This is a genomic window from Streptomyces sp. NPDC031225 (assembly GCF_055570355.1).
The window spans coordinates 51734-75311 of sequence record NZ_JBVIHJ010000028.1; the positions used below are offsets into that span (position 1 = coordinate 51734).

At 69.2% G+C, this 23578-nt stretch carries 16 protein-coding genes, 1 tRNA gene and 1 pseudogene; 8 read left to right on the forward strand and 10 right to left on the reverse strand.

The genetic code is table 11. From position 1 onward, the window contains the following. The first annotated feature begins 188 nt into the window (after positions 1-188). The 5 genes and pseudogenes from ACZ48Z_RS36605 to ACZ48Z_RS36625 form a co-directional block, all read left to right on the forward strand. Positions 189-3143: a lantibiotic dehydratase gene (locus tag ACZ48Z_RS36605; RefSeq protein ID WP_468740230.1), complete on the forward strand. Its 2955-nt coding sequence runs from the start codon at positions 189-191 to the stop codon at positions 3141-3143. Further along, on the forward strand, positions 3140-4414 hold the full coding sequence (locus tag ACZ48Z_RS36610) for a lanthionine synthetase C family protein (protein WP_468740231.1): 1275 nt from the start codon (positions 3140-3142) through the stop codon (positions 4412-4414). The genes ACZ48Z_RS36605 and ACZ48Z_RS36610 overlap by 4 nt, the downstream gene beginning before the upstream one ends. A 21-nt stretch (positions 4415-4435) precedes the next feature. Further along, positions 4436-6517, forward strand: a complete 2082-nt coding sequence (gene fxlM / locus ACZ48Z_RS36615) for a methyltransferase, FxLD system (protein ID WP_468740232.1) — start codon at positions 4436-4438, stop codon at positions 6515-6517. Between the two features lie 88 nt (positions 6518-6605). Further along, positions 6606-7742: a hypothetical protein gene (locus ACZ48Z_RS36620; protein WP_468740233.1), complete on the forward strand. Its 1137-nt coding sequence runs from the start codon at positions 6606-6608 to the stop codon at positions 7740-7742. Positions 7743-7816: 74 nt separating this feature from the next. Next, positions 7817-7972 (forward strand): annotated as a pseudogene (locus ACZ48Z_RS36625) (flavoprotein); the annotation flags it as partial. 17 nt (positions 7973-7989) lie between these two features. Here ACZ48Z_RS36625 and ACZ48Z_RS36630 read toward each other — a convergent pair. The 7 genes from ACZ48Z_RS36630 to ACZ48Z_RS36660 form a co-directional block, all read right to left on the reverse strand. Further along, complete coding sequence (locus ACZ48Z_RS36630) at positions 7990-8385, reverse strand: hypothetical protein (protein WP_468740234.1); 396 nt, start codon at positions 8383-8385, stop codon at positions 7990-7992. A 24-nt stretch (positions 8386-8409) separates the two neighbouring features. Next, positions 8410-10059 (reverse strand): hypothetical protein, encoded by a 1650-nt coding sequence (locus tag ACZ48Z_RS36635; protein WP_468740235.1) that lies wholly within the window; start codon positions 10057-10059, stop codon positions 8410-8412. Between the two features lie 217 nt (positions 10060-10276). Continuing rightward, the gene (locus ACZ48Z_RS36640) at positions 10277-11989 is read right to left on the reverse strand and encodes a relaxase/mobilization nuclease domain-containing protein (protein ID WP_468740236.1); all 1713 of its coding nucleotides are present in this window, start codon (positions 11987-11989) and stop codon (positions 10277-10279) included. After that, entirely contained in the window at positions 11986-12633 is a 648-nt protein-coding gene (locus tag ACZ48Z_RS36645; RefSeq protein ID WP_468740237.1) for a MobC family plasmid mobilization relaxosome protein, read from the reverse strand. The genes ACZ48Z_RS36640 and ACZ48Z_RS36645 overlap by 4 nt, the downstream gene beginning before the upstream one ends. A gap of 127 nt (positions 12634-12760) precedes the next feature. Next, complete coding sequence (locus ACZ48Z_RS36650) at positions 12761-13531, reverse strand: DUF2637 domain-containing protein (RefSeq protein WP_468740238.1); 771 nt, start codon at positions 13529-13531, stop codon at positions 12761-12763. Between the two features lie 193 nt (positions 13532-13724). Beyond that, positions 13725-14798, reverse strand: a complete 1074-nt coding sequence (locus ACZ48Z_RS36655; RefSeq protein ID WP_468740291.1) for a DUF3631 domain-containing protein — start codon at positions 14796-14798, stop codon at positions 13725-13727. Between the two features lie 440 nt (positions 14799-15238). Further along, the gene (locus ACZ48Z_RS36660; protein ID WP_043434156.1) at positions 15239-15469 is read right to left on the reverse strand and encodes a hypothetical protein; all 231 of its coding nucleotides are present in this window, start codon (positions 15467-15469) and stop codon (positions 15239-15241) included. Positions 15470-15563: 94 nt separating this feature from the next. On the opposite strand from ACZ48Z_RS36660, the gene ACZ48Z_RS36665 reads away from it, so the two are divergent. The 3 genes from ACZ48Z_RS36665 (at position 15564) to ACZ48Z_RS36675 (ending at position 19235) form a co-directional block, all read left to right on the forward strand. Further along, positions 15564-16250, forward strand: a complete 687-nt coding sequence (locus ACZ48Z_RS36665) for a helix-turn-helix domain-containing protein (protein WP_468740239.1) — start codon at positions 15564-15566, stop codon at positions 16248-16250. Beyond that, complete coding sequence (locus ACZ48Z_RS36670) at positions 16247-17764, forward strand: site-specific integrase (protein WP_468740240.1); 1518 nt, start codon at positions 16247-16249, stop codon at positions 17762-17764. Before ACZ48Z_RS36665 ends, ACZ48Z_RS36670 begins: the two co-directional genes overlap by 4 nt. Positions 17765-17972: 208 nt before the next feature. Further along, complete coding sequence (locus ACZ48Z_RS36675; protein ID WP_468740241.1) at positions 17973-19235, forward strand: pPIWI-associating nuclease domain-containing protein; 1263 nt, start codon at positions 17973-17975, stop codon at positions 19233-19235. Between the two features lie 334 nt (positions 19236-19569). Here the strand turns inward: ACZ48Z_RS36675 and ACZ48Z_RS36680 are convergent. From ACZ48Z_RS36680 to ACZ48Z_RS36690, 3 genes are all read right to left on the reverse strand, one after another. After that, a tRNA-Lys gene (locus ACZ48Z_RS36680) sits at positions 19570-19642 on the reverse strand. A 98-nt stretch (positions 19643-19740) separates the two neighbouring features. Next, complete coding sequence (locus ACZ48Z_RS36685; protein WP_468740242.1) at positions 19741-21282, reverse strand: amino acid permease; 1542 nt, start codon at positions 21280-21282, stop codon at positions 19741-19743. A 71-nt stretch (positions 21283-21353) separates the two neighbouring features. Beyond that, positions 21354-23471 (reverse strand): FG-GAP repeat domain-containing protein, encoded by a 2118-nt coding sequence (locus ACZ48Z_RS36690; RefSeq protein ID WP_468740243.1) that lies wholly within the window; start codon positions 23469-23471, stop codon positions 21354-21356. Positions 23472-23578 lie beyond the last annotated feature (107 nt).

Here is a 23578-nt window from a genome sequence, read left to right on the forward strand (position 1 = left end):
CCCCCCCCCCCCCCCCCCCCCCCCACCAGCCGCCCGTCCCTCACCTACGGAGGTACTTGGTGGTTGCTCCGCCCGCAGCGTTCGGCACCAGCTCTACTGCTCTTGTGCGCGCCGTGGCCCGGCCGTCCCTGCCGGTCCCTCCGTGCCCTGACCTCGACGACGGCTCGCCCGGTGGTTCGTCTGCCCGTGTGGCGTGGCTGCGCGCGGTCTGGGCGAACAAGGACGTCGCCGAGGCACTCCAGCATTCCAGTCCGAGCCTGGCCGCGCAGGTACGGACCCTGTGCACGGCCGAGCACCCTGCCCTCCGTGATGTGCAGCGCGCGGCGCTGTCCGTGGCCCGCTACTTGCTGCGGGCGCAGCACCGGGCTACGCCCTTCGGCCTGTTCGCCGGCGTGGCCACCGCGGAGTTCGGTCCGCGAGCGCGGGCCGCCTGGGGCGAGGAGCACGTGGCCGTCGGCCGCGCCGGGGCAGAGTGGCTGGCAGCCGTGGCCGCACGGTTGGAGTCGTGCCCGGACCTCCTCGAACGGTTGCCCATCGTCAGCAACAACACCGTGACGTACCGGGGAGACCGGCTCATCGTGCCGTTCCAGCCCGATGTCCAGGACGAGCGGACGCGCGCGGTCGAGGCGTCTCTGGCCTTGACAGGACCGGTGCGCGCGGTCCTTGCCGCGACCCGACTGCCGATCCGGTTCGGCACCCTCGTGGACAAGCTCCAGGCGGAGTTCCCCGAGGCCGGTCCCGAGAAGGCGCGTCGACTGCTGACGGAGCTGATCCGGCGGCGGGTGCTGATCACGGGCCTGCACGCTCCGAGCACCGAGACCGATGCCCTCGGGTATCTGGTGGGCCAACTCGACGCGATCGACGCCGGAAGCCTCGCCCCGGTCGCGGAAACTGTACGCGAACTCCATGCCGTCCGGGCGGGCTTGGAGGAGTGCGGCACGCACGGCGGCCGGGACAGCGTCGCGGCGCGGATGCGAGATCTCGTCCCCGGCCTGCGTCGCCACCCTGTCGCGCTCGACCTCCGCCTGGACGCGCAGATCGTTCTGCCGGCAGCGGTCGCCCGAGAGATCGAGCGCGCCGCTCTCATCCTGACCCGCTTGAGCGGCCGTCCGTACGGGACCGCCGCCTGGAACAAGTACCACCAGCGGTTCTACGAGCGGTACGGCATAGGCACGATGGTGCCGCTCGTGGAGGTCGTCGCGGACAGCGGCACCGGCTATCCCGACGGCTACCCAGGCGCTCCGGCCGGCGCACGCAGGCCCCGCGTCTCCGCTCGGGATGACGCCCTCGTACGGCTGGCTCAGGCCGCCGCGCTCGACGGCCGTGACGAAGTGGTCCTCACGGACGAACAGATTGAGGCCCTGGACGCGGGTCCCGACGAGCCACGGCTGCCGCCGCACTTGGAGATCGGGGTGCGGGTGCACGCGGCCAGCCTGGAGGACTTGCAGCACGGGCAGTTCCGACTGGAGGTCGTGAGCGTGTCCCGTGGTGTCGGCGTCTCCACGGGCCGATTCCTCAGCGTGCTGACCCCCGCCGACCGCGAGGCCCTGGCCGCCGAGCTCGCCGACCTCCCGGCCGCGGACGGCAACACCGTGCCCGCGCAGCTCTCTTTCCCGCCCCTGCTCCCCGAGAGCGCCCACGTCACCCGCTCCCTACAGGTCCTGCCCACTGTGATCAGCCTTCAGGAACACCGCGCTCCGCAGGACGCTGTCCTCACCCCGGAGGACTTGGCGGTGGGGTGCGACGGTCGCCGCATGTACCTCGCCGCCCCCGAGCGCGGACACCGCGTGGAGGCCGTCGGGATGCACGCGCTGAACCTGCGAACCCACACCCCGCCGCTGGTGCGGTTCCTCACCGAACTGTCCCGCGCCCAGTGCGCGCAGGGCACCGTCTTCGACTGGGGCACCGCAGCGGCGATGCCGTTCCTTCCACGTCTGCGGTACGGCCGGACCGTGCTGACCCTGGCACGCTGGCGGCTGGAAGCGTCCGAACTCCCCGGCCGCGTCCGCCCTCGGGCTGAGTGGGACGCCGCGCTCACCGACTGGCGTGCCCGGCGGAGGCTGCCGCGCCGCGTCCATCTCGTTGAGGACGACCGACGTCTCTTCCTCGACCTCGACGAGGCCGGCCACCGGACACTCTTGCGCCAGAACCTCGACCGTCAGCGCTTGGCTGTGCTGGTCGAGGCCCCGGAACCGGAGGCGTACGGCTGGTGCGGCGGGCGAGCCCACGAGGTCGTAGTTCCGCTCAAGGCGACCCGGCCGCCGACGTGGCCACCGCTTCCCGCCCCCAGCCGGGCCCGTGCCCTGTCTGCGGCCCAGATGCAGACGCCTGCCGCTTCCTCGGTTCTTCTGGCCGCCCTGTACGGCGCCCCCTGCCGCCAAGACGTCTTGCTCTCCCGGTACTTGCCCGGCCTCCTCGAACAACTCGGCACCCCGCCGTGGTGGTTCATCCGCTTCCGCGACCCGGACCAACACCTTCGCGTACGCATTGCCCTCCCCGACCCGGAAGCCTTCGCCGACGCGGCCCGAACGGTGAGCACCTGGGCCGACGAGCTACGAAGAATCGGCCTGCTGGCCGACCTGCGCTATCCCACCTCATACCGTGAGATGGGCCGCTGGGGCTCCGGCACCGCATGGGAGGCCGCCGAGGAGGTCTTCTGGGCGGACTCGCGCGCCATCCTGGCCCAGCTTGCGCAGCCACAGCGCCCCGGACTCCGCACGCTGGTGGCGGCCCACACCGTCGCTATCGCCTCCGCGTTCCTCGGCAGCACCGCAGCCGGGATGCGGTGGCTGATTGACCACATCCCGCCGACAGCCCCCGCTCCCGTTCGGCGCCCGCAGTTCACCGACGCCGTACGGCTCGCTGACCCATCCGACGACTGGGCGGCGCTGCGCCATGTCCCGGGCGGGAACGCCATCGTGTCGGGATGGGCTGACCGGGATACGGCGCTCGCCAGGTACCGGCCGCACCTGCCCGGCCCGGACACCCAGGGCATCGCCGTCGACGACGTCCTGACCTCCCTGCTGCACGTCCACTTCGTGCGCCACGTCGCCGTGAACTTCCCGGAGGAAGAGGTGTGCCTCTACCTGGCGCGCGCCGTCGCCCTGGCCTGGACCGCCCGCACCAAGGGGAGGGCCTCGTGACCATCCACCACGCGCTCGGCTTGGTCGACGCCATCGCCGTCCGGCTCGCCGACCCCGACACGGCGCTCCTCGGTCCGAGGACGCTGTCCTCGGACCGGCAGCACCTTGCGTACGGCCCGCCTGGCATCGCGCTCCTGCACATCGAGCTGGCCGCGAACGACCTCGGCCCGTGGCACCGCGCCCACGACTGGCTCGCCGCCGCGTCCCGGCAGCCGCTCACCAGCGGCCCAGACAGTCACCCGTTCTACGGAGTACCCGCCTTCGCCCACGCCCTGGCCTGCGCTGCCGACCACCTTCCCGACTCCTACCAACGCGCCCTCGACGCGATGGACGCCCAGATCGCAGTCGACGTCGGAAGCCGTCTCGACGCCGCACACCGTCGCATCGACGCCGGACGCCTGCCGCAGCTCGCCGAGTTCGACGCCATCCGGGGCCTTACCGGATACGGCGCCTATCTGCTGCGCCGAGACCCCGGCAGCTCCACGATGCGCGCCGTCCTCGACTACTGCGTACGCCTCACCGAACCGATCACCCACCACGGCGAGCCCATGCCAGGCTGGTGGGCGGAGACCGGGCCCTCGGGCAGCCCGGACGACCGATTCCCCGGCGGGCACGCCAACACCGGTATGGCCCATGGCATCGGCGGCGTGCTCGCGCTCCTGGCCCTCGCCGCCCGGAACGGCACCGTCACCGATGGGCACCACGCAGCACTGCGCACCATCCTGGCCTGGCTGGACCGCTGGAAGGAGAAGACTGACGGCGGACCGGTCTGGCCGTACTGGGTCACTCAGGGCGAGCTGCGAAGCGGGCGTCTCGCCCCGTCCGCGCCCCGGCGGCCATCCTGGTGCTACGGCACGGCCGGCCTCGCCCGCGCCCAGCAACTTGCCGCGCTGGCCCTCGGCGATACCAGCCGCCAGATCGACGCGGAGAACGCATTCGTGGCCGCCCTCACCGAACCCGAGCAGCTGAAGGCCACGACGGACAGCGGCCTCTGCCACGGGTTCGCCGGCCTCGCCCACGCTGCCGCGCGTATGGCAGACGACGCCCATCCCTCGACCGCGGGAAGACTCCGCGCCGCGATCCCGGCCCTCCTGGATGCGGTCACCCCTCCGGGCACGGACCCCGAACTCATGGCCACGGCGCTCATCCAGGACGAAGAACGCGGCCCTGGCCTACTCGACGGCGTCGCGGGCATAGCCCTGGCTCTCCTCCCGCCCAGCACCGCCGAACCACCTCGGTCCGCCTGGGACGCATGCCTCCTCATCGCTTGATCCACCGACCGAAGGACCTCAATGCCTCCCGACCGCTGGCAGCAGCACAACATCACCTTCGTCGACCGCGAGATTGCCCGGCGCACCATCGCCGAACGCCTCGGCCCCACCCTGATCGAGGCCGAGGCCGACGGGCAGCTCACCGGCTGGTGGTTCATGAACAAGCAGCCCTGGCCGCTGCGTTACCTCGGCGACAAGCCCTCACCAGCCATCGAGTCGCTCCTGAGCGATCTCATCGGCGACGGCGTGGCCGTGTCGTGCCTGCCCTGCGTCTACGAGCCCGAGACCGACACGTTCGGCGGACCCGAGGCCATGGACGCAGCCCACGAACTGTTCCACAGCGACTCCCACCACCTACTCACCTACCAGCCGAGCCCGATGCACCTGGGACGCCGGGAGACAGCCGTCCTGCTCGCGAGCGCCATGATGCGCGGCGCTGGACTCGACTGGTTCGAACAGGGCGACGTATGGGCGAAGGTAGCGGCCCTTCGACCGGCCACCGCTCCACCACCACCCGAACGAGTCGCCGAGCTGGCTCCGGCCATGCGCAAGCTCATGACCGCCGACGCCCACAGCCTCTGCCGCCCGGATGGCCCACTCCACGCTCACGAGGAATGGGTGACCGCCTTCGAACGGGCCGGTGCCACGCTCGCCGACCTCGCAGGCCAGGGCGCTCTCACTCGCGGCCTGCGAGCCGTCATCGCCCACCACGTGATCTTCCACGCCAACCGCGCCGGTCTCCTCCGGGACGACCAGAGCGCCCTGTCCCACATCGCACGAGAGGTAGTCATGGGAACGAGTGACCACACCGCGTCGGCCACCGAGGCAACGGCTGACATCGATAGCGTCAGCGCGGTGAACACCGACACGATCGCCACCCCCACGGCGGACGCCGAGCGCCTCCGCAACGCCCTGGTCGACCAGCTCCGCGCGGACGGACACGCCCGCACGCCCGCCGTCGAGACCGCGTTGCGGACCGTGCCCCGCCACGTGTTCGTGCCCGAGGCGTCGCACGAAGACGCCTACGCCAACGCACCGGTGCACATCAAGTACGACATCGACGGCACGTCCATCTCCTGCGCCTCCCAGCCGGGCGTCGTCGCCCTCATGCTGGACCAGCTCGAAGCCCGGCCCGGCGAGCGCATCCTCGAACTCGGCGCCGGAACCGGCTACAACGCCGGTCTGCTCGCCCACCTGGTCGGCGACACCGGACACGTGACCACCCTCGACGTCGATGACGACCTCGTGGAGGGTGCTCGCACGCACCTCGCCGCCGCTGGAATCAGCAACGTAGAGGCCGTGACCCGCGACGGGGCCCTCGGCTACGCCGAAGCAGCGCCGTACGACCGGATCATCGCCACCGTCGGCGCGCACGGCGTACCGCACGCGTGGTTGCAGCAGCTCGCGCAGGGCGGCCGGCTCCTCGTCCCCCAGCGCCTCAAGGGCACGGTGTCCCGCTCCATCGCCTACGAGCAGCGCGACGGCCGATGGGTCTCCCTCGGCAGCGAGATGAACACCTTCATGCCGCTTCGGCGAGGCATCGCCGACGACGACCGCCGAGTGATTCCGCTCAGCACGGACGGCGCCGTACGACTCCAGGCCCCCGCCGGGCTCAGCATCGACGTCGATGCCCTCGCAGATGTACTCGACCAGCCGCGCACCGAGGAGTGGACCGGCATGACGGTCCGTGCCATGGAGTCGCCGGAGTGGATGGAACTGTTCGTCACCTGCTCCCTCCCCTCTGGTCTGATCCGGATGCTGTTCCCCCAGAGCGCCAAGGGCACGCTGCTCACTGAGGACCCCTACCCCTCCTCAACTGCGGTCGTTGACAAGGGTGCCGTCACCTACCTCGCCCGGCGCGTGTCCAAGGAGAAGACCCCCGAGGGCGACAGGCTCTGGGAGTTCGGCGTCATCGGCCACGGCCCCGGCAGCGACGAACTGGCCGCGAAGGTCGCCGACACCATCCGTACCTGGGACCGCGACTACCGCGACCGTGAGGCCACGTTCGAGATCCAGCCCCTCGACGCCCCCGAGATCGAGCAGCGCCCCGGTCTCTTCGCCCTCGACACCCCGCTGAACCGCATCGTCGTCGACTGGCAATAACGCCTCACGGGTAGCGGACGGTGCCCGTCGGCGTACGGCTAGCGGGCACCGCCACCTCAGCAGTCCTCACTCACGACCCGGGGGATACATGGACCCACACGGCCCCATAGCCCAGCGCTTCCCGCTCGTCGCCCGATTCCGACCCGCCTGCCTGCCCCTGCCTGAACGCGTACGCGCACTCGTCGACCTGGCCGACACCGCGGTGAAAAAGACCGACCAGGGGCTCGCATCGGCCGTCTACAACCAGGCCGCGCTCATCGCCTCCGACCTCGACCTCCCCGCCCTAGCCCGCGAGATGTGCCACCAGCACGCCGCCGCCTACCTTCATGCCTGCCCCCTGCCCGGCATGAGCGCGATCCGAGGGCTGGAACCGGTCGTCAACCTCGCTCGCCTCCAGATCCGCGCCGGTCACGCCGATGAGGGCCGTCAGCGACTCCTCAACCTGTACATGGCCGTCGAGGCGGGCACAGTCGCCCGGTTCGAGGGCGTCACCGTACCGGCGGACCTCACCACGACCGACGAGGACCGCCAAGAGGTCCGGGCGTGGCTGTGGCGTGTGCTCCTCGCCGACGGCACGCGGACCCTCACCACCGAGGGACGTTGGGCCGAGGCCCTGACACACATCGAAGCTCACCGTGGCGTAGGCCGGCGGATGCTCGACGGGCGCCAAGTCGCCGTAATGGCCGCCCTCGTTGAAGGTGACACGGCACGAGCCACTGCTCTCCTTACCGCCACGATGCCCGGCGATCCATGGGAGCAAGCCGTCACCACAAGCCTGTCCGTCCTGTGCAGCCGAGATGCCGGGCAACCGATCGACGGCCAGCTGGCGGGCCTGGTTACGACCTACTCCAAGCGGAAGAGCGAAGCCGGGATGACTGTGTTCGACATCCGGCTCGGACTTACCGCCCTGGACTCGATCGGTTCCGCGGAGACGCCCGCTGCTCACCGCATCGTCAACGCCCTCCACCGCAGGACGACGGACGCCCAAGACGGTTACGCGGCCCGCGAGAACCTGGCGCACCCTCTGTTCACCGCGATCGCCACAAATCGGCAAGCGCAGGACTGCCGCGCGCTGGTGCGTGCCTGTGCCCTCAAGGCAGGGGCCATCCCGGACGAGCTGCAAGGAGAACTCACAGCGGCTCTGCGCGCCAGCGACAGTGTGATCCGGGGAAGCCTCTCGCGCCTCTCCGAGTCCGGACGCACGACCCCTAAGGAGAGAGCCTGATGGACGTGCGGACTGGCGAGCCGTTCCTCAAGATCGTGGTCTGTCGGCCGGGGTCGCCGCTCAGCCCAGTCCCCGCCCACCCCGCGTACCGGCAGGATCTGGAGCGGCTGCACGAGACGGGCGTCCTGATCGGCTAGTGCGAGCCACACAAGCCGAAGGCTGGCGGCGGGGCCGACCACTACCGCTGGGAGGAAGCCCTGGACCTCGTTGTGCCTCGGCTCGCTCGGTAGCCGCAGCTGGGAGATGGTCAGGATCCCGGCAGTAGTGCCATGACGGTGGACTGGACGAGTTGGGCTGCGGCCAGGAGGTTGGGGAATCCGCCACAGCGTTCGACGAGGTTCTGGAGCATGTAGCGCAGGGTGCCGGGATCGCGGTCGGGTTCGTCCAGGCGCGGGGTGATCATGGCGAGGTCGCGCAGGGCGGCGTTTACCTCGGGGTACTGGCCACGTAGTTCTTCCAGACGCCGTCGAAGGTCGTCGATGCTGTCGCGGGCCTTGTCGACAGCCTCGTTCGTGATGTTGTTGGTCTGGCTGACGTTCTGGGAGAACGCTGCGGCTTGGACGGGTCCGGTCATGTTGCCGGTGTTGATGACACCGAAGTTGGGTCCGTTGGGGACCGGGTCGGGCTGGCGGCGGATGGCCATGCGGGACTCCTGGTGGGGTGCGGGTCAGTTGGTCATGGAGGGGTTGTTGGAGAACGGTGTGGCCTGTACGGGGCCGGCCATGGTGCCGCCGTTCATGACGCCGAAGTTGTAGATAGCGGTGGCCTGTTGCTGGTAGGCGGCGATGTCGACGTTGTGGTCGCGCAGGAAGATCTCGGTGGAGTCGAAGACGCGGCGCTGCATCATCTGCACGTAGTAGCGGGCGTCGTCATTGGTGTGCATGTCTTCGATCCAGCGGACGCTGTAGACCTCGCGGAGGCTGACCGGTCCGCTGCCCGGGTCGAGTTCGGGGCGCTTGCGGCCGGTGCGGCGTAGGAGCCTGTCGACTCCGATGTAGATGTCGCCGAGGGCGTTGAACGCGGTGCGGCCGAGCCATCTCAGGCTGCGCGGGTCGGCGGGCTTGAGACCGGCGACCTTCGGGTTGAGCGGGCACATAATATGCGGCCGGACAGTAACGCGCAGAAAGCCTCCCTGGTAGGCGAGGTGGACCAGGACGGCGGCGATGAGATCGCCGTTCCAGGCGGTGACCCGGGCCCAGATATAGCGGCGGGCGATCTCCTCGGCGGGCTTGTCGCCGATGCTGTCCTCGGCGAGGGCGTGCAGGCTGCGCCAGGCGTCGTCGTCGATCTGGTCCCAGCGTTTGTAGTGGATGCCGGCGATGCCGATGACCTCCATGCGCGGGATGGGATGATCGCGATGGTGAGCGGGTGCCGGGTCGTCCAGACGGCGCGCGACATGCGTGTGCAGTTGAGCCACGGTGAAGTGCTTCAGCGGCTTGCGGGCCACTGGCTTGTTGTGCTGGGCCAGCGCATCCAGAACGGCCTTTGCCACCTCGGCCATGTCGGGCTGGCCTGAGCGCTGCGCCGGCGAACCGAGGCCCGAAGGCAGCCCGCTGTCGTCGTCTCCATCGCCCTGGCTCTCCGGGGCCGGTTCCACGTCGATGCCGATGACCGCAAGCGGCCATGCTTGAAGACCCGCCCCGAGGAACCGGTCCCGGTTGCCGCTGTCGCGGCGCTCGCGGATATACGGCAGGGCATGGGCCTGAACGGCTGTCGGAACCGCGTGCAGTTCACCGGCCAACAGGGCGTTGAGGCGTATCTGCGCCAGGTAGCGCTCGATCATGTAGACGCCCCACACCCCGACGACCAGGGTGAGGGCGGCCCACCCCACCGTCAGGCTGCCGGCGATGGCCTGCCAGACGACAACCGCGACCACCGCGGCGACGGCCCCCCGCCGTTTCCACATATGGCGTACGGCGCGGTCTGAGGCTTCCACCACAGGCTCCTGGTGGAAGCCGTACACAGGGACCGGCCGCTTCGACTTCTTGATTCTCCGGCGAACCCAGACCGCGTAATCCTCACCCACCACGACAGCCGGCGGTACCGGCTCGGAGGAACCGGCGGCCTTCTCCGCCTCCTTGGGAGGAAACAGCCACCGAAACCGCTTCCGTATTGCTGTCTTCAACTCCTTCCACAGCCGCGCCAGTTCGGCGCGCAACACAGCCAGCCAGTCCGTACGGGCGAAGGCCGCAGCGCTCAACCGGCGGGTGACCCCCTCGGTATAAACCCCATGCTTGATCACTTCCCGCGCATCGCCCGCAGTCCCCAACGGCACTGCGGGCGCCGAAAAGACAGACTGATGCTCCCCGTAGGACAAGTCCCCCACCCCCGTGTCTCCGATGCCCCACCGCGACACCTGAATACGGCGGACGCAGAGGGGCATCGTCCTCGTCCATGGGAAGCGCTGCCATACCGCAAACCAGCACAAGCCGCGCACGGAGGCATTCGGGTTGAACAATGACCGAAAGGTGCCTTCGAGTTGCTGGATTACCGACGGCGCAGGCGGACTTCCGCCGGAATCCGGTCGTCGGGCCTCACCGGGAACGCGGCCGTGCTTGTGCCGAGTGTTGCGGGGCTGGGGCGGCTGCTGTCATGGGAACCGGAGCAGCAGTGTGCCGCGCGGCAGCGCTGCGAGCCTGTGCTGCTCGGGCTCGTAGGCTGAGTGCCGGCCGTGCACTGAGACGTTGGACGCGCCAGGTCAGGACCCGTGCAGGGGAGTCGGCGTCGTCCAGGGCACGCTGGTCGGCGGCCTGTTGGAGGAGCCGTTCGGGATCGTGGCCTGCCGCCTCGGCTTCGGCGAGGGCCGTGGTGAGGGCATCGAAGGCCGGATCTTCGGTGATCTGCTCGACGTGGTCGGGCACGGCCTGGTGCAGGTGGCGGATATGCCTGTCCACCGCCTGCTGGAGCGGTCGGCGCTGAGCAAGGGCGGCCAGTGGTGCGGCGGCTACCTGGTCGTAGGCCGCCTGGAGGTGCAGCAGGGTCTGGTGGGCGGCGGCGACCTGCTGGTCGTGGTGGCGGAGCTGGTGCCAGCGAGCGGCGGCGATGACGACGAGGATCGCGGCGTCAAGGAACATCGCCAGCGCGGCACCGTCCCTGGGTACGGGATCACGGAGCATCGCCCGCACGGCACCACGCAAGGCGCGGGCGTGCTGGTGTTCGGCCTGGATGCGGGAGCGTGTGGCGCGCTCGAACGCCGTTGCCGCCTCTCGGAGCTGAGGCCGAAGGGCCTGGGGCGCGAGGAGAGGAAGGGCGTCGAGGGCTTCTCCGAAGGCGGCGAGGTGGGCCTGGGAGGCTTCGTTGTCGGTCCGGTCGAGGTGGCGCGGGATGCGTTCCGTGGAAGCGGTGGCCTGGTGCCACGTGTTCGGCCTGCGCCGACTCGGCTGGTCGCCGGCCTGCGGGTCGGTGTTCTCCAGGCGTTCTCGGATCTTGGGGAAGGACAGGTCGGGGGCGAGTTCGGAGCCGGAGAACCAGACGGGCTTGTTGTCGGCGGTGGTGGTGTCTTCGGCGGCGACCTTGTATCCGCGGACGTCGCCGGAGGGGAAGTGCACGATCTCGACGAGTACTCCGTCGATGTGGCTGAGCAGGTGGACGAACTCCTCCATGGTGGAGGCCGCGGCCACCGCGGTGCGCACGGTGGCGCGCAGGCGTTCGCGAGCGGGCTTGGCCTGGCCAGTGCGGTGAGCCTTCTCCTGCTCGGCGCGGGTGGTCCGCTTGACGGCCGTGCGGTCCCCGCGCACGACTTGGAAGAGGCCGTATTCCTTCTCGATGGTGGCGAGTTCGCGGTCGGCAGTGAGGTAGTCGTTCCAGTGGCGTGCGGTGCGCAGGTCCGCGCGGACCCTGGTGGCAACGATGTGGATGTGGTCGGGGGCGTGGCGGACGGCGACCCACCGGCAGCCGTCCGGATCACCGTCGGGCGCGATGCCGGTGGCCGCCACGACCCGGCGGGCGATGGCGGCCCACTCCTCGTCGCTGAGGTGGCGGTCGGTCTCGGCGGCCCGGATCGAGCAGTGCCACGTGTGCCGTTCCGGGGCACGGCCGAGCCGTCGGGCCTGTTTGACGTGCAGGTCGAGGTCAGCCACGAGGAGCCTCCTGGCCGCGTCAGGGTCATCGGCGCGGCCAGGGTCGGGGGCGAAGCCGTCCCAGGAGGCAACCAGGTGCGGGTCGGTGTGGTCCTTGGCCTTCTTCGTGTCGAACAGGTACCGGATCAGGCCCGCGGTCACTTTGCCGCCGCTGATCTTCGCGATCACCGGGCTGCCCGCTTGGCAACGGCCTGGTTGGCAGCGGCCGCGATGTGGCGGACGGCCGTGCCAACCGCGTCCAGGGTGCGCTCGGTCTGGGCCAGGGCAGCGGTGTCCCCAGGGTGCGGGTGGCCGCCGGAGTTGAGCTTCTTGGTGATCTGGTTGAGGTTGTGGCCGATCCTGGCGACCTCGCGGCGCAGGGCGGTGAGCTCGTCGATGTAGTCGTCGAGTTCGGTGCGCTGGCCGGGCAGGGCGAGGTCACCTTGGACGTGGGCCATGACGACGGCGCCGACGTAGTGGGCGCCGGCGATGTTCAGCGAGCGGGCCATGCGCTGGATGTCGGCCTTCTCCTCGACGCTGTAGCGGGCGTCGACACGTTCCTTGCGTTGGCCGTTCGGATCGGGCCTGCGACGTCGGGCGACGCGGTGCAGCGCGGCGGCTTCGGCGGCACGCGGCAGCGCGACGGCGGTGGCATCGATGGGCTGTTCCTGCTCGGGCACCCCCTGGTGCCCGAGTGCCTCCGCCACCCCCGGGGCGGAGGCTCCCCCGCTGCGGCCGTCCCTGGACGGTCCAGCGGGATACCTTGCTGTGTGGTTGAGGCCGGTGGTCATCTCCTGCAGGGGGGTGGGGAGTTCGCGGTGCGGATCGTGCATGGCGTGGTTCTCCGTGAGGTGCTGGTGCAGGTTGCTTCGCTGTACGCGACCCCGACGTCCCTGTGCTCGGCTGCACGGGGACACGGGGTGTGCCCGGGAGGGCGGGGCCGTCAGCGTGAGCGCAGGGTCAGGCGGCCTTGGCGGGGGTCGTGTCGAGTTCCCTCTGCTGCTGGGAGGCGGCTTCGTCGAGTTCGGCCTGAAGGACGTCCTTGAGCTTGTCCGCCTCGGTCCTGCCGATGGTCAAGTCCCTTCTGCGGAAGGTGGCTTCGATGTGGCGGCGCGAGGCACGCCCTTTGCGTCCCAGCGGCGCCGTGCGCGCGAGGACAAGCCGTTCCGGAGAGATTTCGCTGGGCTTTTGATCCTGCGGTTGGGCGGAGGATTGCGGGTTCTCAGCCACTTGGGCAGTGTCCGGAGCCACATCGGCAGCATGCCGCGCCACATCGGCATGGCCGTGAGCAGTGGGGTGGCGGTGGATGACGATGTAGAGGTGGACGGCGCCGGCGAGAGCGAGTGGCGCGATGGCGGAAAGGGCGCCGACGGTGAGGTCGTCGAGGCGGAGCCCATCTCCCGGGCGAGTCTGCTGGTTGAGGCGGACGGCGTGCAGAGCGTTGGCCCAGATGCTCGTCACCGTGGCGACGCCGACGAGTATCCATACGTAGACGCGGGACCGTGTCGGGGCAGCCCGCAGCATCACGAGGGCGGCGACGCCGATGGCGATGAACCCGTCGATCACGAGCGGGAAGGCGTAGGTGAGGAGCCAGCGGACGTGGATGGCGACGGCCATCTGCCGCAGGGCGTCGTAGGAGAGGGCGAAGGCGAACACGGCGAGCAGGGCGATGCCCAGGCGTATCGCTGCGGCGCCCGATACGGCGGGGAATTTGATGCTGGGGAAGGTCAAGCGAGGCACTCCTGTGCGGTCGGGCGGCAGGGCGTGGGATGGCCGCCGGGAGGTGCGGTGTCTCGTACCACTCGTTGCATGCCTGGTCAGAGCAGGTACGAGTGGCCTGGTGATGTCGAGATGACTCGTTGCGGGTCATTCACTCGTCCCCGCGCTGACCTGCGCGGGGACGAGTGCGACGAGTCGAGTCGGGTCAGGCTGCGCTGCCGGGCAGAGGCTCACCCGGCGGCTGGACGGGCTCGGCCGCGGGCTTCGGCTCCGGGCAGTAGCGGGCCCAGGTGTCGAGGAATTGGTTGCGGGCGAAGCCCTTGGCCTGGGTGCCGTCGGGGAAGCGGCGATTGGACGAGCTGATGCCGTAGGGCTTCAGCAGCAGTTGCAGGCCGCGCGGGGTCAGACCGCCCGCGCCGTACTCGGACCACGGCGCTTCCTTGTCCGCGTTGAGGTACTCCAGCAGGCGCCTCGTGCCCAGCACGGCCGGGTCGTTCTCGGCGGCGAAGGCCCGGCGGATGCCGGTCAGGAGGCGGGTGCGCAGGCCGCCTTCCTCGTCCTGCCCGGCCTCGTAGCCGGTCATGACGCGGCAGGCGGTGCGGGCAAGCGCCGGCCATTCGCCTCCGGCGAGATCGGCGATGACCACCAGAGGCTCCCAGGTGTCGGCCGCGCGGTCCTCGACCGGCATGGGCGGCTCCATCTCCAGCGCCTGGGCGTACAGCGGCTGGAGCCAGGCGGAGAGCCGGTCGCGGATCGCGTGCAGGGCGGGGGTGTCCCGGGTGGTGCGGAAGGCCGCCACCTTCTCGCCCGTCACGCGGCGCCGCATCCGGATGACCACCGACCGGTCCATCACCGTGTCCGGCAGATCACCGATCCCGGCGAGTGCCGCCATGGCGAACGTGGGGAACGCGGTGGGCTTGTGCTCGGGCCCGGTCACCCTGAGCGTGGGCCGGTTGCGCTGGTGCCCGGCGTTGATCAGGCCGCGCACCTCCTCGTTCTTCTCCGCTGCCCTCACGGTGCTGAAGAGGGTGTCGGCCTCGTCGACCAGCAGACTCGGCGGGTCCTCGTCGTCGATCGATCGGAAGATGGCCGCCGGGCTGGCGTTGACCGTGATCAGCGGGTTGCGCACCGTCTCGGTCACGATGTCCAGCAGCCGTGACTTGCCGCACCGCTTCTCCGGAGCCACGATCGCCAGACGCGGCGCATGCTGCCACGCGCGCTGCAGATGCGTCGCCGCGATCCACAGCGTCACCGCGGTGAGTGCCTCCTCGCTCGGCATCACCACATACCGCTTGATCTGTGCCCGGAGGTCGGCCAGGACCTGCGCGCCCTCGGAGGTGGGCGACGGGGCCGACGCCTCAACTGGGCTTGCAGGTACATCCGGTGAAGGCAGCGCAGCGCAGTCGACCGGCTGTCCGGGGACGGCGACCGGCGGCCACGAAGCCGGGTTGGAGTCGGAATAGGGCTCAGCTCCCGCATGTTCCACAGGGCAGCTCCTCGTCTGGCGGTGGCGGGCTTGCACGCCCTTGCCGCCGGGTTGGTACTTCACGGGCCGTACGGGGTTGCTGGGGCCTCCGGCGTTGCACCGCCGGGGGCCCGTCCCGTTCTCGCGGGCACCAGGCGACCGCGAGGGAACACGGACCGTACGTCCACGCCCGGCAACAGTCCAGCATTTCTGTGTCAGCTCAGCGCAGAACGCTCTGCTATGGCTCCCCGCCCTCACGCGGCCAGCCCCAAAAGAGCCAGCAGGTCGGCGGTCACCACCCGGTAGGCGTTGCCCAGCCGCAGCACCTTGCACGGGTACTGGCCGCGCTTCGCCAGCTCGTACCCCTTGCTCCGCCCGAGCCCCAGCGCCCGGTTGCCCGTCTCCAGGTCAACGGCGGCGGGAAGCTCCAACAGCTCCTCTCGGCTCATGCCCTTCACTCGGCCGACTGGTTCGTTCTCGCGCATACGCGCTCCATCCATGACTGAGCCCTCGGCGAACACGGCAATCGCGCTCGTCTCCAAGCCATGGAATCAACGTTAGGGAAGCTAATGTGTCTGCATGACACAACGCGGTTTGGATGCTGGAAGGGATGAGGACGACGTCCCGGAGTGGGTGGACCAAGTGATGGCGACCGTGGCCGCCGAGGTCCGCAGACGAAGGAAGGAGCTGCGCATGAGCGCCCAGGACCTGGCTGACCGCTGCGAGGAGATCGGCCACCCGATCCCGCGCAACGTGATCGCCAACATGGAATCCGGTCGCCGCGCCAACCTGCCCCTGGTCGACGTCATGGTCCTCGCCGAAGCCCTGCGGACCTACCCGATCTGCCTGCTCTACCCCGTCGGCTACGTCGACCGAGTCCAGCGACTCCCCTTGCAGCACTCCGAGCGGACCTGGGATGCCATGCGCTGGTTCACCGGCGACACGGAGGACTTCGGCATGGAAGACGACATGATCCGTTCCTTCCGAGCCCACATTCACCACCAGCGCGCCGCCCTGGCCGCCCTGAAGGGCGAGAAGCACGAGCGCTGGAAGGCCGAGACAGCACCCAACCGGGCAGAACGCGAGGAAGCCGTACTCGCCCAAGCCGACTACGCAGAAAGGGCGTTGGAAGCCAAGTACCGGCTCCGCAGTGCCCGCGCCTTCATCCGCGAAGACGGCGGCACCCCACCGCACCTGCCGCCGGAACTCGCCGACGTCGACCCACCCGAAACCGGCCCGAGCACCACCGAGGAGAACGATCTTTGAAGGGTTCCACCCACCGCCGCTGCTACTGCCGCGACCCCCACACCGGAAAACCGCTCGGCAAGAAGTGCCCAAAGCTCTCCAGCCGCAAGCACGGCTCGTACTCCATACGTCAGGAACTCCCGCCCCGCGAAGACGGCACGCGCCGCTCCTTCAGCCGCGCCGGCTACGAGTCCCTCAAGGACGCGCAGGCCGACCTCGACCACGTCCGCTCCCTGCTCGCCCTCGCGGAGAAGGACGACCCCGACAGCCTTCAGCGCCTCGTCGACATGCTGGAGGAGGTCGCGGTCGAGAAGACCCCGCTCCCGGCCATCGAGGAGACCCGACGCCGTCTGAGGGCGGGCCTGGCCCTCCGTGGCAGCCTCACCGTCGGCGAGTGGCTCGACCAGTGGTTCGCCGCGAAGAAGCGCCGCAAGACCACGCTCAACGGCTACGCCTCCCACATCCGCGTCTACCTGAAGCCGCGCATCGGCCACGTACGCCTCGACCGCCTCAACGTCGGCCACCTGGTGGAGATGTTCGACGGGATAGCCGACGACAACGAGGTCATCGCGGCCGAGAACGAGGCCCGCCGCGAGCAGATCGCCCGCTGCAAGCCGAGTAAGCCCGGCCGCCCCGTAGGAGCCGAGCGGAAGCTGCTCGCGGCCGAGCGAGCCAAGCTGGCGGAGATGAAGCCGTTCCGGAAGATCACCGGCCCGGCATCCCGTCAGGCGATCCGCCGCACCCTGCGCGCAGCCCTGAACTCCGCAATCGCCCAGCAGCTCATCACCTTCAACCCGGCGTCCCACGTCGAGTTGGAGTCCGGCAAGCGCCCGAAGCCGCTTCTCTGGACCGATGAACGAGTCCAACGCTGGCGCGAGACGGGGGACATCCCCGGCCCCGTGATGGTGTGGACCCCGCAGCAGTTCGGTGCCTTCCTCGACGCAGCCGAGGGCGACCGTCTGTACGCGATCTTCCACCTCATGGGCGCCCGCGGTCTCCGTCGCGGCGAGGCGGTCGGCCAGGACTGGCACGAGATCGACCTTAACGCCGGCCTCATCACTCCCGCCAAGGAGATCGTGGTGGACGGCTGGGATCCCTACGAGTCGGAACCCAAGACGGACGGCAGCGCGAACACGATCGCGCTCGACAGCACGACCATCTCCGAACTGCGCGACCACAAAGCCCGCCAGGAGAAGGAGCGCGCGGAGTGGGGTGAAGCCTGGCAGGACACCGGCAAGGTCTTCAACAAGGAAGACGGCTCCTGGCTGCACCCCGGGACGGTCTCCGAGTCTTTCCGCCGCATCCTCGCCACGACCGACCTGCCGCCCATCACCCTGCGGGACCTACGCCACGTCACCGCGACGCTCACGCACGGAGGTGGCGGCGACATCCACACGGTGAAGGAGACGCTGCGGCACTCCACCATCACCTTGACCTCGGACACGTATACGAGCCTGCTCCCTGAGCTCGACCGTGAGATCGCGGAGAAGGCGGCTGCGTTGGTCCCCCGCCGCCCTCGAAATGGCGCCAAGTAAGCATGTTCGGTGCCGGTTTCCGGATCCCGCCCCAACCGGGTCTTACGGTCTTGTGACGCCGAGGCGAGCAAGGTGCGTCGGCTGGCTCCTTGCGTACCTGACGTAGAGCCGTTTGCGCCCTACCTGGCCGAGCGTAATGCTCTGAACAGTCCGGATGAGGGGCGTATCCTCCGTAGATCGCAGTATGTGATCAAGGGAGGGAAGTCTGATGGTCGTTCAGGCCGCTGCAGACGATGGTGAAGACGACGAGGTACCCGGCATCGGCAACGAAGTCGAGCCGACATCGACGAGTTCTGACCCGGCAGTGGCCGCGGTCGCAAAGATCATCGACACCAGCAGGATCTACGGCGATCTCTTCCGCCAGCTGCAAGCAGGGCCGGCGTTCCAGGCTGCGAAATTGCTGCAGGACCAAGACCTACTGGGTACCAAGAAGTTCCTGGCCGACGTCCAGAAGAGTATGTTCCCGAGCGCTCTCACAGGCTTTGCCGCAGGACTGCGCTCGATGGACCAAGTGGCAGGGAGGGAACATCTCAAGTACCTGAAGGCGACGGCCGCGCTCAGCGAGTTGGCAGTCGGACCAGGCACCTTGTCTGCTTGGCGGACGTCTCTTCAGATCGAGAGCGTCATAGGCGAGATCATCAAGGGCCCCGTCTTCAAGGTACCGATGCCCCCGGTGTGGGCTACGGAAGAGTTCCGCAAGAGCCTCAGTCTCACGGTCCACCGCCAGGTGTATATGACGGACTGGCTGGCGCGGATGGACTCCGGCCGCGGCCTGCTGTCGGAGATCAGCAGCCGTCCTCTGTCGTTGTACCGGGACTACTTGGGCAGCCTCGGAGACAGTCCAACGCGCTTCGAGCTCGACTCCTCCCTGCACGCTGGTCTGGGAGTGAACGGGCTGCTCGGAGCGGACGCACTCAGCTCCGAGACTGTCCTGGGCGACGCTGACCTAGAGGTGGAAGTCGCCGACCGCGTCGACGATTTGCTCTCCCCTCAGCAGGCCGGGCGTCTCGACGTACTGGAAGACCTCCGCAGAGCGTTGACGTCCATCGACACGAAGGTCGTGGAGATGCTCGAGGGCGGATGGCATGTCGTCCGCCAGGCCCCTCCGGCCGCCGCCGAGATGGCCGCCCAGTGCGCTGTGGAATCCATCGACAGGGCTATCCGTGCGGCAGCCCCGGATAGCGAGGTTGAGAAGTGGCTGCCTACGTCGGGGCGTCCTGAGAAGGAATGGCGGTCGTCCAACGGCCGGCTCACCCGCGCCGTGCGGATCCGCTACATCATGCGCGGGCACAAGGACGAAGCGAAGATGGCGTGCACCCTTGTGGACAACATCATCTCCCTGCAAACGCAGGCAACTGCGCGCGCCCAGGCCATCAAGCACGCTTCGGCCGGCGACTTGTCCATGGCTCGTTGTCTGCTGGGAACAGCTGAGCACATCCTGACGGTGCTGTTCGTCATCGAGAGGGACTAGATCTTGGGTCGGGAGGCTTCGCACCGAGCCGCTGCCAAGCCTCCCACGCGTATCCGCGAAGGATCCCACTCGTTGTTTGGGCCCCCAGCGCCTCAAGGGCTGTACGGGCGCAGAGAGGCGCCGCAGCCCTGGTTCCCTGACGGCTGCGAGTGATCAGCGCATTGCAGCCTGACCGAAAGACCAACCAGCCGACGCTAGCCTCGCTGCTCTGCTCGAACATCCGCTCACGCATCGCTCACGCAGAACCCCGAAACCGAAGCAGCGCCCGAGCCGACCGACGCCGACCCGAGCGCTGCACCGCAGGTCAGAGGGGTTACCCCCGCCACCCGCACCGTAGGCCCTGTGGGACTCGAACCCACAACCAATGGATTAAAAGTCCACTGCTCTGCCAATTGAGCTAAGGGCCCTGGCGATGTTGCCTCCCCGAGCATAGCCGGACGCGGCCGTGTCTCCGATCGGGTATCGGGGACACGGCCGCGTCGACGGGACGGAACGGGTGGGAAGGTCAGGGATCAACCGGTTCGGGGGCGTTCGCGCGGGCCGCCGCGCGGGCCTTGGTGCGTTCGTGCTCGGGGTTCAGGAACCAGTGCCGGGCCGAGGCCTGCCACCAGATCCAGGCGAAGCCCAGGACGACCAGGACGGCGATCGGGGCGTAGTTGAAGGTCTCCCAGGTGACCGGGGAGACCTGCGGGAGCATGAACAGCACCGTGATCACGCCGACCCACGCCACCGACACCACGCCGATCGGGCGGGACCAGCGGCCCAGATGCCACGGCCCTCGCCGGAATTCCTCGCCCTTGCGCAGTCTCAGCAGCGTCGGAATGACGTACGCGATATAGAGGCCGATGACCGCGATCGAGGTCACCGCAGCGTATGCCGCGGCGTTGATCAGATACGGCAGCCCGAGCAGCAGCGCCCCCACCGCTGCCAGCCACACCGCCGCCACCGGGGTCCGGGTGCGGGGGCTCACCGTGTGCCACACGCTCGAGAACGGCAGCGCGCCGTCGCGTGAGAAGGCGTAGATCATGCGGCTGTTGGCGGTCACCGACGCCATCCCGCAGAACAGCTGGGCGCCGATCACGACCAGCAACAGGAGCTTGCCCGCTGTCGCTCCCAGCGCGTCGAGCAGGATCTGGGCCGGGGGCGCGCCCGTCGGGGATTTCAGTGCGCCGTTGTACGACTGGATCGCGAAGGTGAAGCCCAGGAGGAGCACGAATCCGGCTATCCACGACGTCCAGATCGACTGGACGATGCCCTTTGGGCCGGCCGTGGACGCGTCGTGGGTCTCCTCGGTCATGTGGGCCGAGGCGTCGTAGCCGGTGAAGGTGTACTGGGCCATCAGGAGGCCGATGAGGACCACGTAGACACTGCTGCCCCAGCCCGTGTTGTTGACGAACTCGCCGAAGACGAAGGACGCCGACTGGTGCTTGTCGGGGGCGAAGGTCAGCGCGCCGACGATCACGGCCACGCCGACCACGTGCCACCACACGCTCACGCTGTTCAGCAGGGCGACGATCCGCACGCCGAAGGTGTTCAGCAGGCCGTGCAGCAGCAGGATGGCCGCGAAGAGAAGGACCGTCCGGCCCGGGGTCACCTTGAAGTCGAACTGCAGGTTCAGATAGGCGCCCAGGAAGGACGCGGCGCCGAAGTCGATGCCCGCCGTCACCGCGACCTGGCCGAGCACGTTGAACCAGCCCGTGAACCACGCCCAGGCGGCGGCCGAACGCGGGGGCGCGAGCCGGTGGGCCCAGAAGTACAGGCCCGCCGAGGTCGGATACGCCGAACAGATCTCGGCCATCGACAGGCCGACGAACAGCGTCATCAGGCCGACGGCGACCCAGCCCCAGGTGATCACGGCCGGGCCGCCCGTGTTCATGCCGAACATGTACAGCGTCAGACAGCCCGACAGCACCGAGATGATGGTGAAGGAGACCGCGTAGTTGGAGAACGCCGACATGCGGCGGGCCAGGACCTGCGTGTAGCCGAGCTGGGCAAGCCGTTCTTCGTCGGATAGCTCCGAGGGCCCGCTCGCTATGTCATCTGTCATGCCCCCAGCGATTCCCATCCCGGGGGCGTGACACACGTCACAACTTGGCTAGAAAAGACCCAACCGAATTCCTAGAACACGCCCTTGTAGCCCTGCCACCCGCCCGCGATCTTCGTACGCCCCCCGAACGACCCCTTGCCGTCACCGTTGTTGCGGTAGAGGTTGCCCGCGGTGTCCCGGGAGACCAGGTCGTTCTTCCCGTCCCCGGTGATGTCTCCGACGCCGACGACCACGTTGTACGAGGTCCCCCAGTTGGAGAAGACCTTCACCCGCTCCTTCACCTGACCGGTGCCGGTGCCGTCGTAGCGCCACAGCGTCCCGGCCTTGTCCTGCACCAGGACGTCCCCGAAGCCGTCGCCGTTCAGGTCACCGGCGCCGACGATCTTCTTGTACGTCGCCCAGCTGCGGATCTTCACGCCCGGCTTGAGCTTGCTCGCGCCGTCGTTGGCGAAGAGATAGACGTCCCCGGTCGAGGCCTTGCGGGCCAGCAGATCGGTACGGCCGTCGCCGGTCAGGTCGCCGGGGGCGGTGAGGACGTTGTACGCGTTCCAGCCGGTGCCGAGGGAGGTGTGGCTGCTCGCCGGTGCGTACGAACCACCGCCGCACTTGCCCGCGTAACGGCGCAGTTCGCCGTTCGGCATCCGGACCAGCATCTCGGCGCAGCGGTCCTTGCCCATGTCGCCGAAGGGCACGGCGACCGTGCCGGCGGGCCAGCCGGACGCGTTCTGCTTCCAGTCGAACGTGCCGCCGCCGTTGGTGTACTGGAGGCTCAGGGTGCCCGAGGAGTTGAGGGTGACCAGCTCGCCGTAGGCGTAGCCGCCCATGTCGTGGTGGCCCTGGCGGCCCCCGTTGAGCGCGACCTTGCCGCTCGTCGTGAACGTGCCCCCGCCATCGGCGGCGGCCGCGGTCAGCATCCAGGTCTTCACGCCGTTGTACGCGTAGGCGCCCGCGTCGGTCTTCCCGTCCCAGGCCAGGTCGATCGCCGTACCGCTGCCCCTCAGGGTGCGGTCGGTGCGGCCCTGGGCGTCCTTCACCGTGAAGATCCAGCTCGCGGGCTTGTTGAGCTGCCAGGTGCTCATCCAGGCCATGTTGCCGCCGTTGCGGCCCGAGGCGTCGAAGTAGTCGTTGTCCAGGTCCGACTCGATCTTCCCGAGCGGTTGCGTGGGCACCCCGCTCGGCACGATCCGGATCGCGTGGTCCGTGCCGACGTAGGCGATGCCCCCGCCGAGCTTGTCCACCGACCAGGTCAGCCGCCGCTGGTCGGCGGTGTTCCCGCCCGGCAGGTCGGCGATCACGCGTGCTGCGGCGGCCGTACCGGAGTGGTAGTCCGTCAGCATCAGCTTCCCGGCGGCACGGTCGTGCTGGACGAGGTAGCCGTCACCGACGAGCGCGGGACCCGAGGGCACCTTGACGTTCTTCTTCGCCGTACGGTCGTACACGCCCGCGGCGCCCGTCGGACCGCAGTTCCAGTAGATCCAACGGCCGATGACCTGAAGCTCCTTGACGGTGCAGGGGGCTCCGGTGGAGACGGTCGCGACCGTCTTCTTCCCCTCCAGGTCGTACTGGGTGACCACACCGTTGCCGGAGCCCGGTGTCCACAGGGCTGAACCCCACACGGAGGCCGCCGTGACGGAGCGGGTCAGACGGTCGTCCTCGGCGCGGTACCGGTTCACGGCATCGACGTACTGCTTGCCGGTGGAGGCGGCGTTGTAGACGTAGTAGCGGCCGGTGGCGTCCACGAAACGGCCGCCGGTGACGTCAGGTTCGGCCGAGCGGTAGGCGTCGGGCTCGACCCAGATCTGGGCGCGCTCGTTGCCCGAGGCGTCGACCCGGAAGTAGCCGGCGCTCTGCGTGCTGAGGGAGCGCAGCGGCACGCACCCTCCCGCGTCGCACGGCACCCGCTGCAGGTGGGTGCCGTTGGCGAAGGTGCCGGCGAATCCGCGAGTGGCCTGCTCCAGCACGGTGGAGCCGTCGGCCGAGAGCTGTCGGCCGATCACGTACTGCTCGCCGTCGGGCCGGTGCTCGACGCTGGTCAGATAGCCGCCCGCGTAGTCGATGCCCCACACGCCGTCCGTGGTGATCGGTGTCGGGGCGGTGTCCGCGGCCGCCGGGCCCGCGGAGGTCAGGGTGCCGGCGCTCAGAGCGGCCAGCGAGGCAAGAGTGAGTGCGATCCGGGCACGCCGGGTCAAGGGTCCCTCCCCAGGGAAGTAAGAAAAGGCGCGTCGGCAGGCCTCGTCTTCCCCCTTGGCCACACTCCGTCACGCGATCAACAGATGTTAACAACTGCCCCACAGGG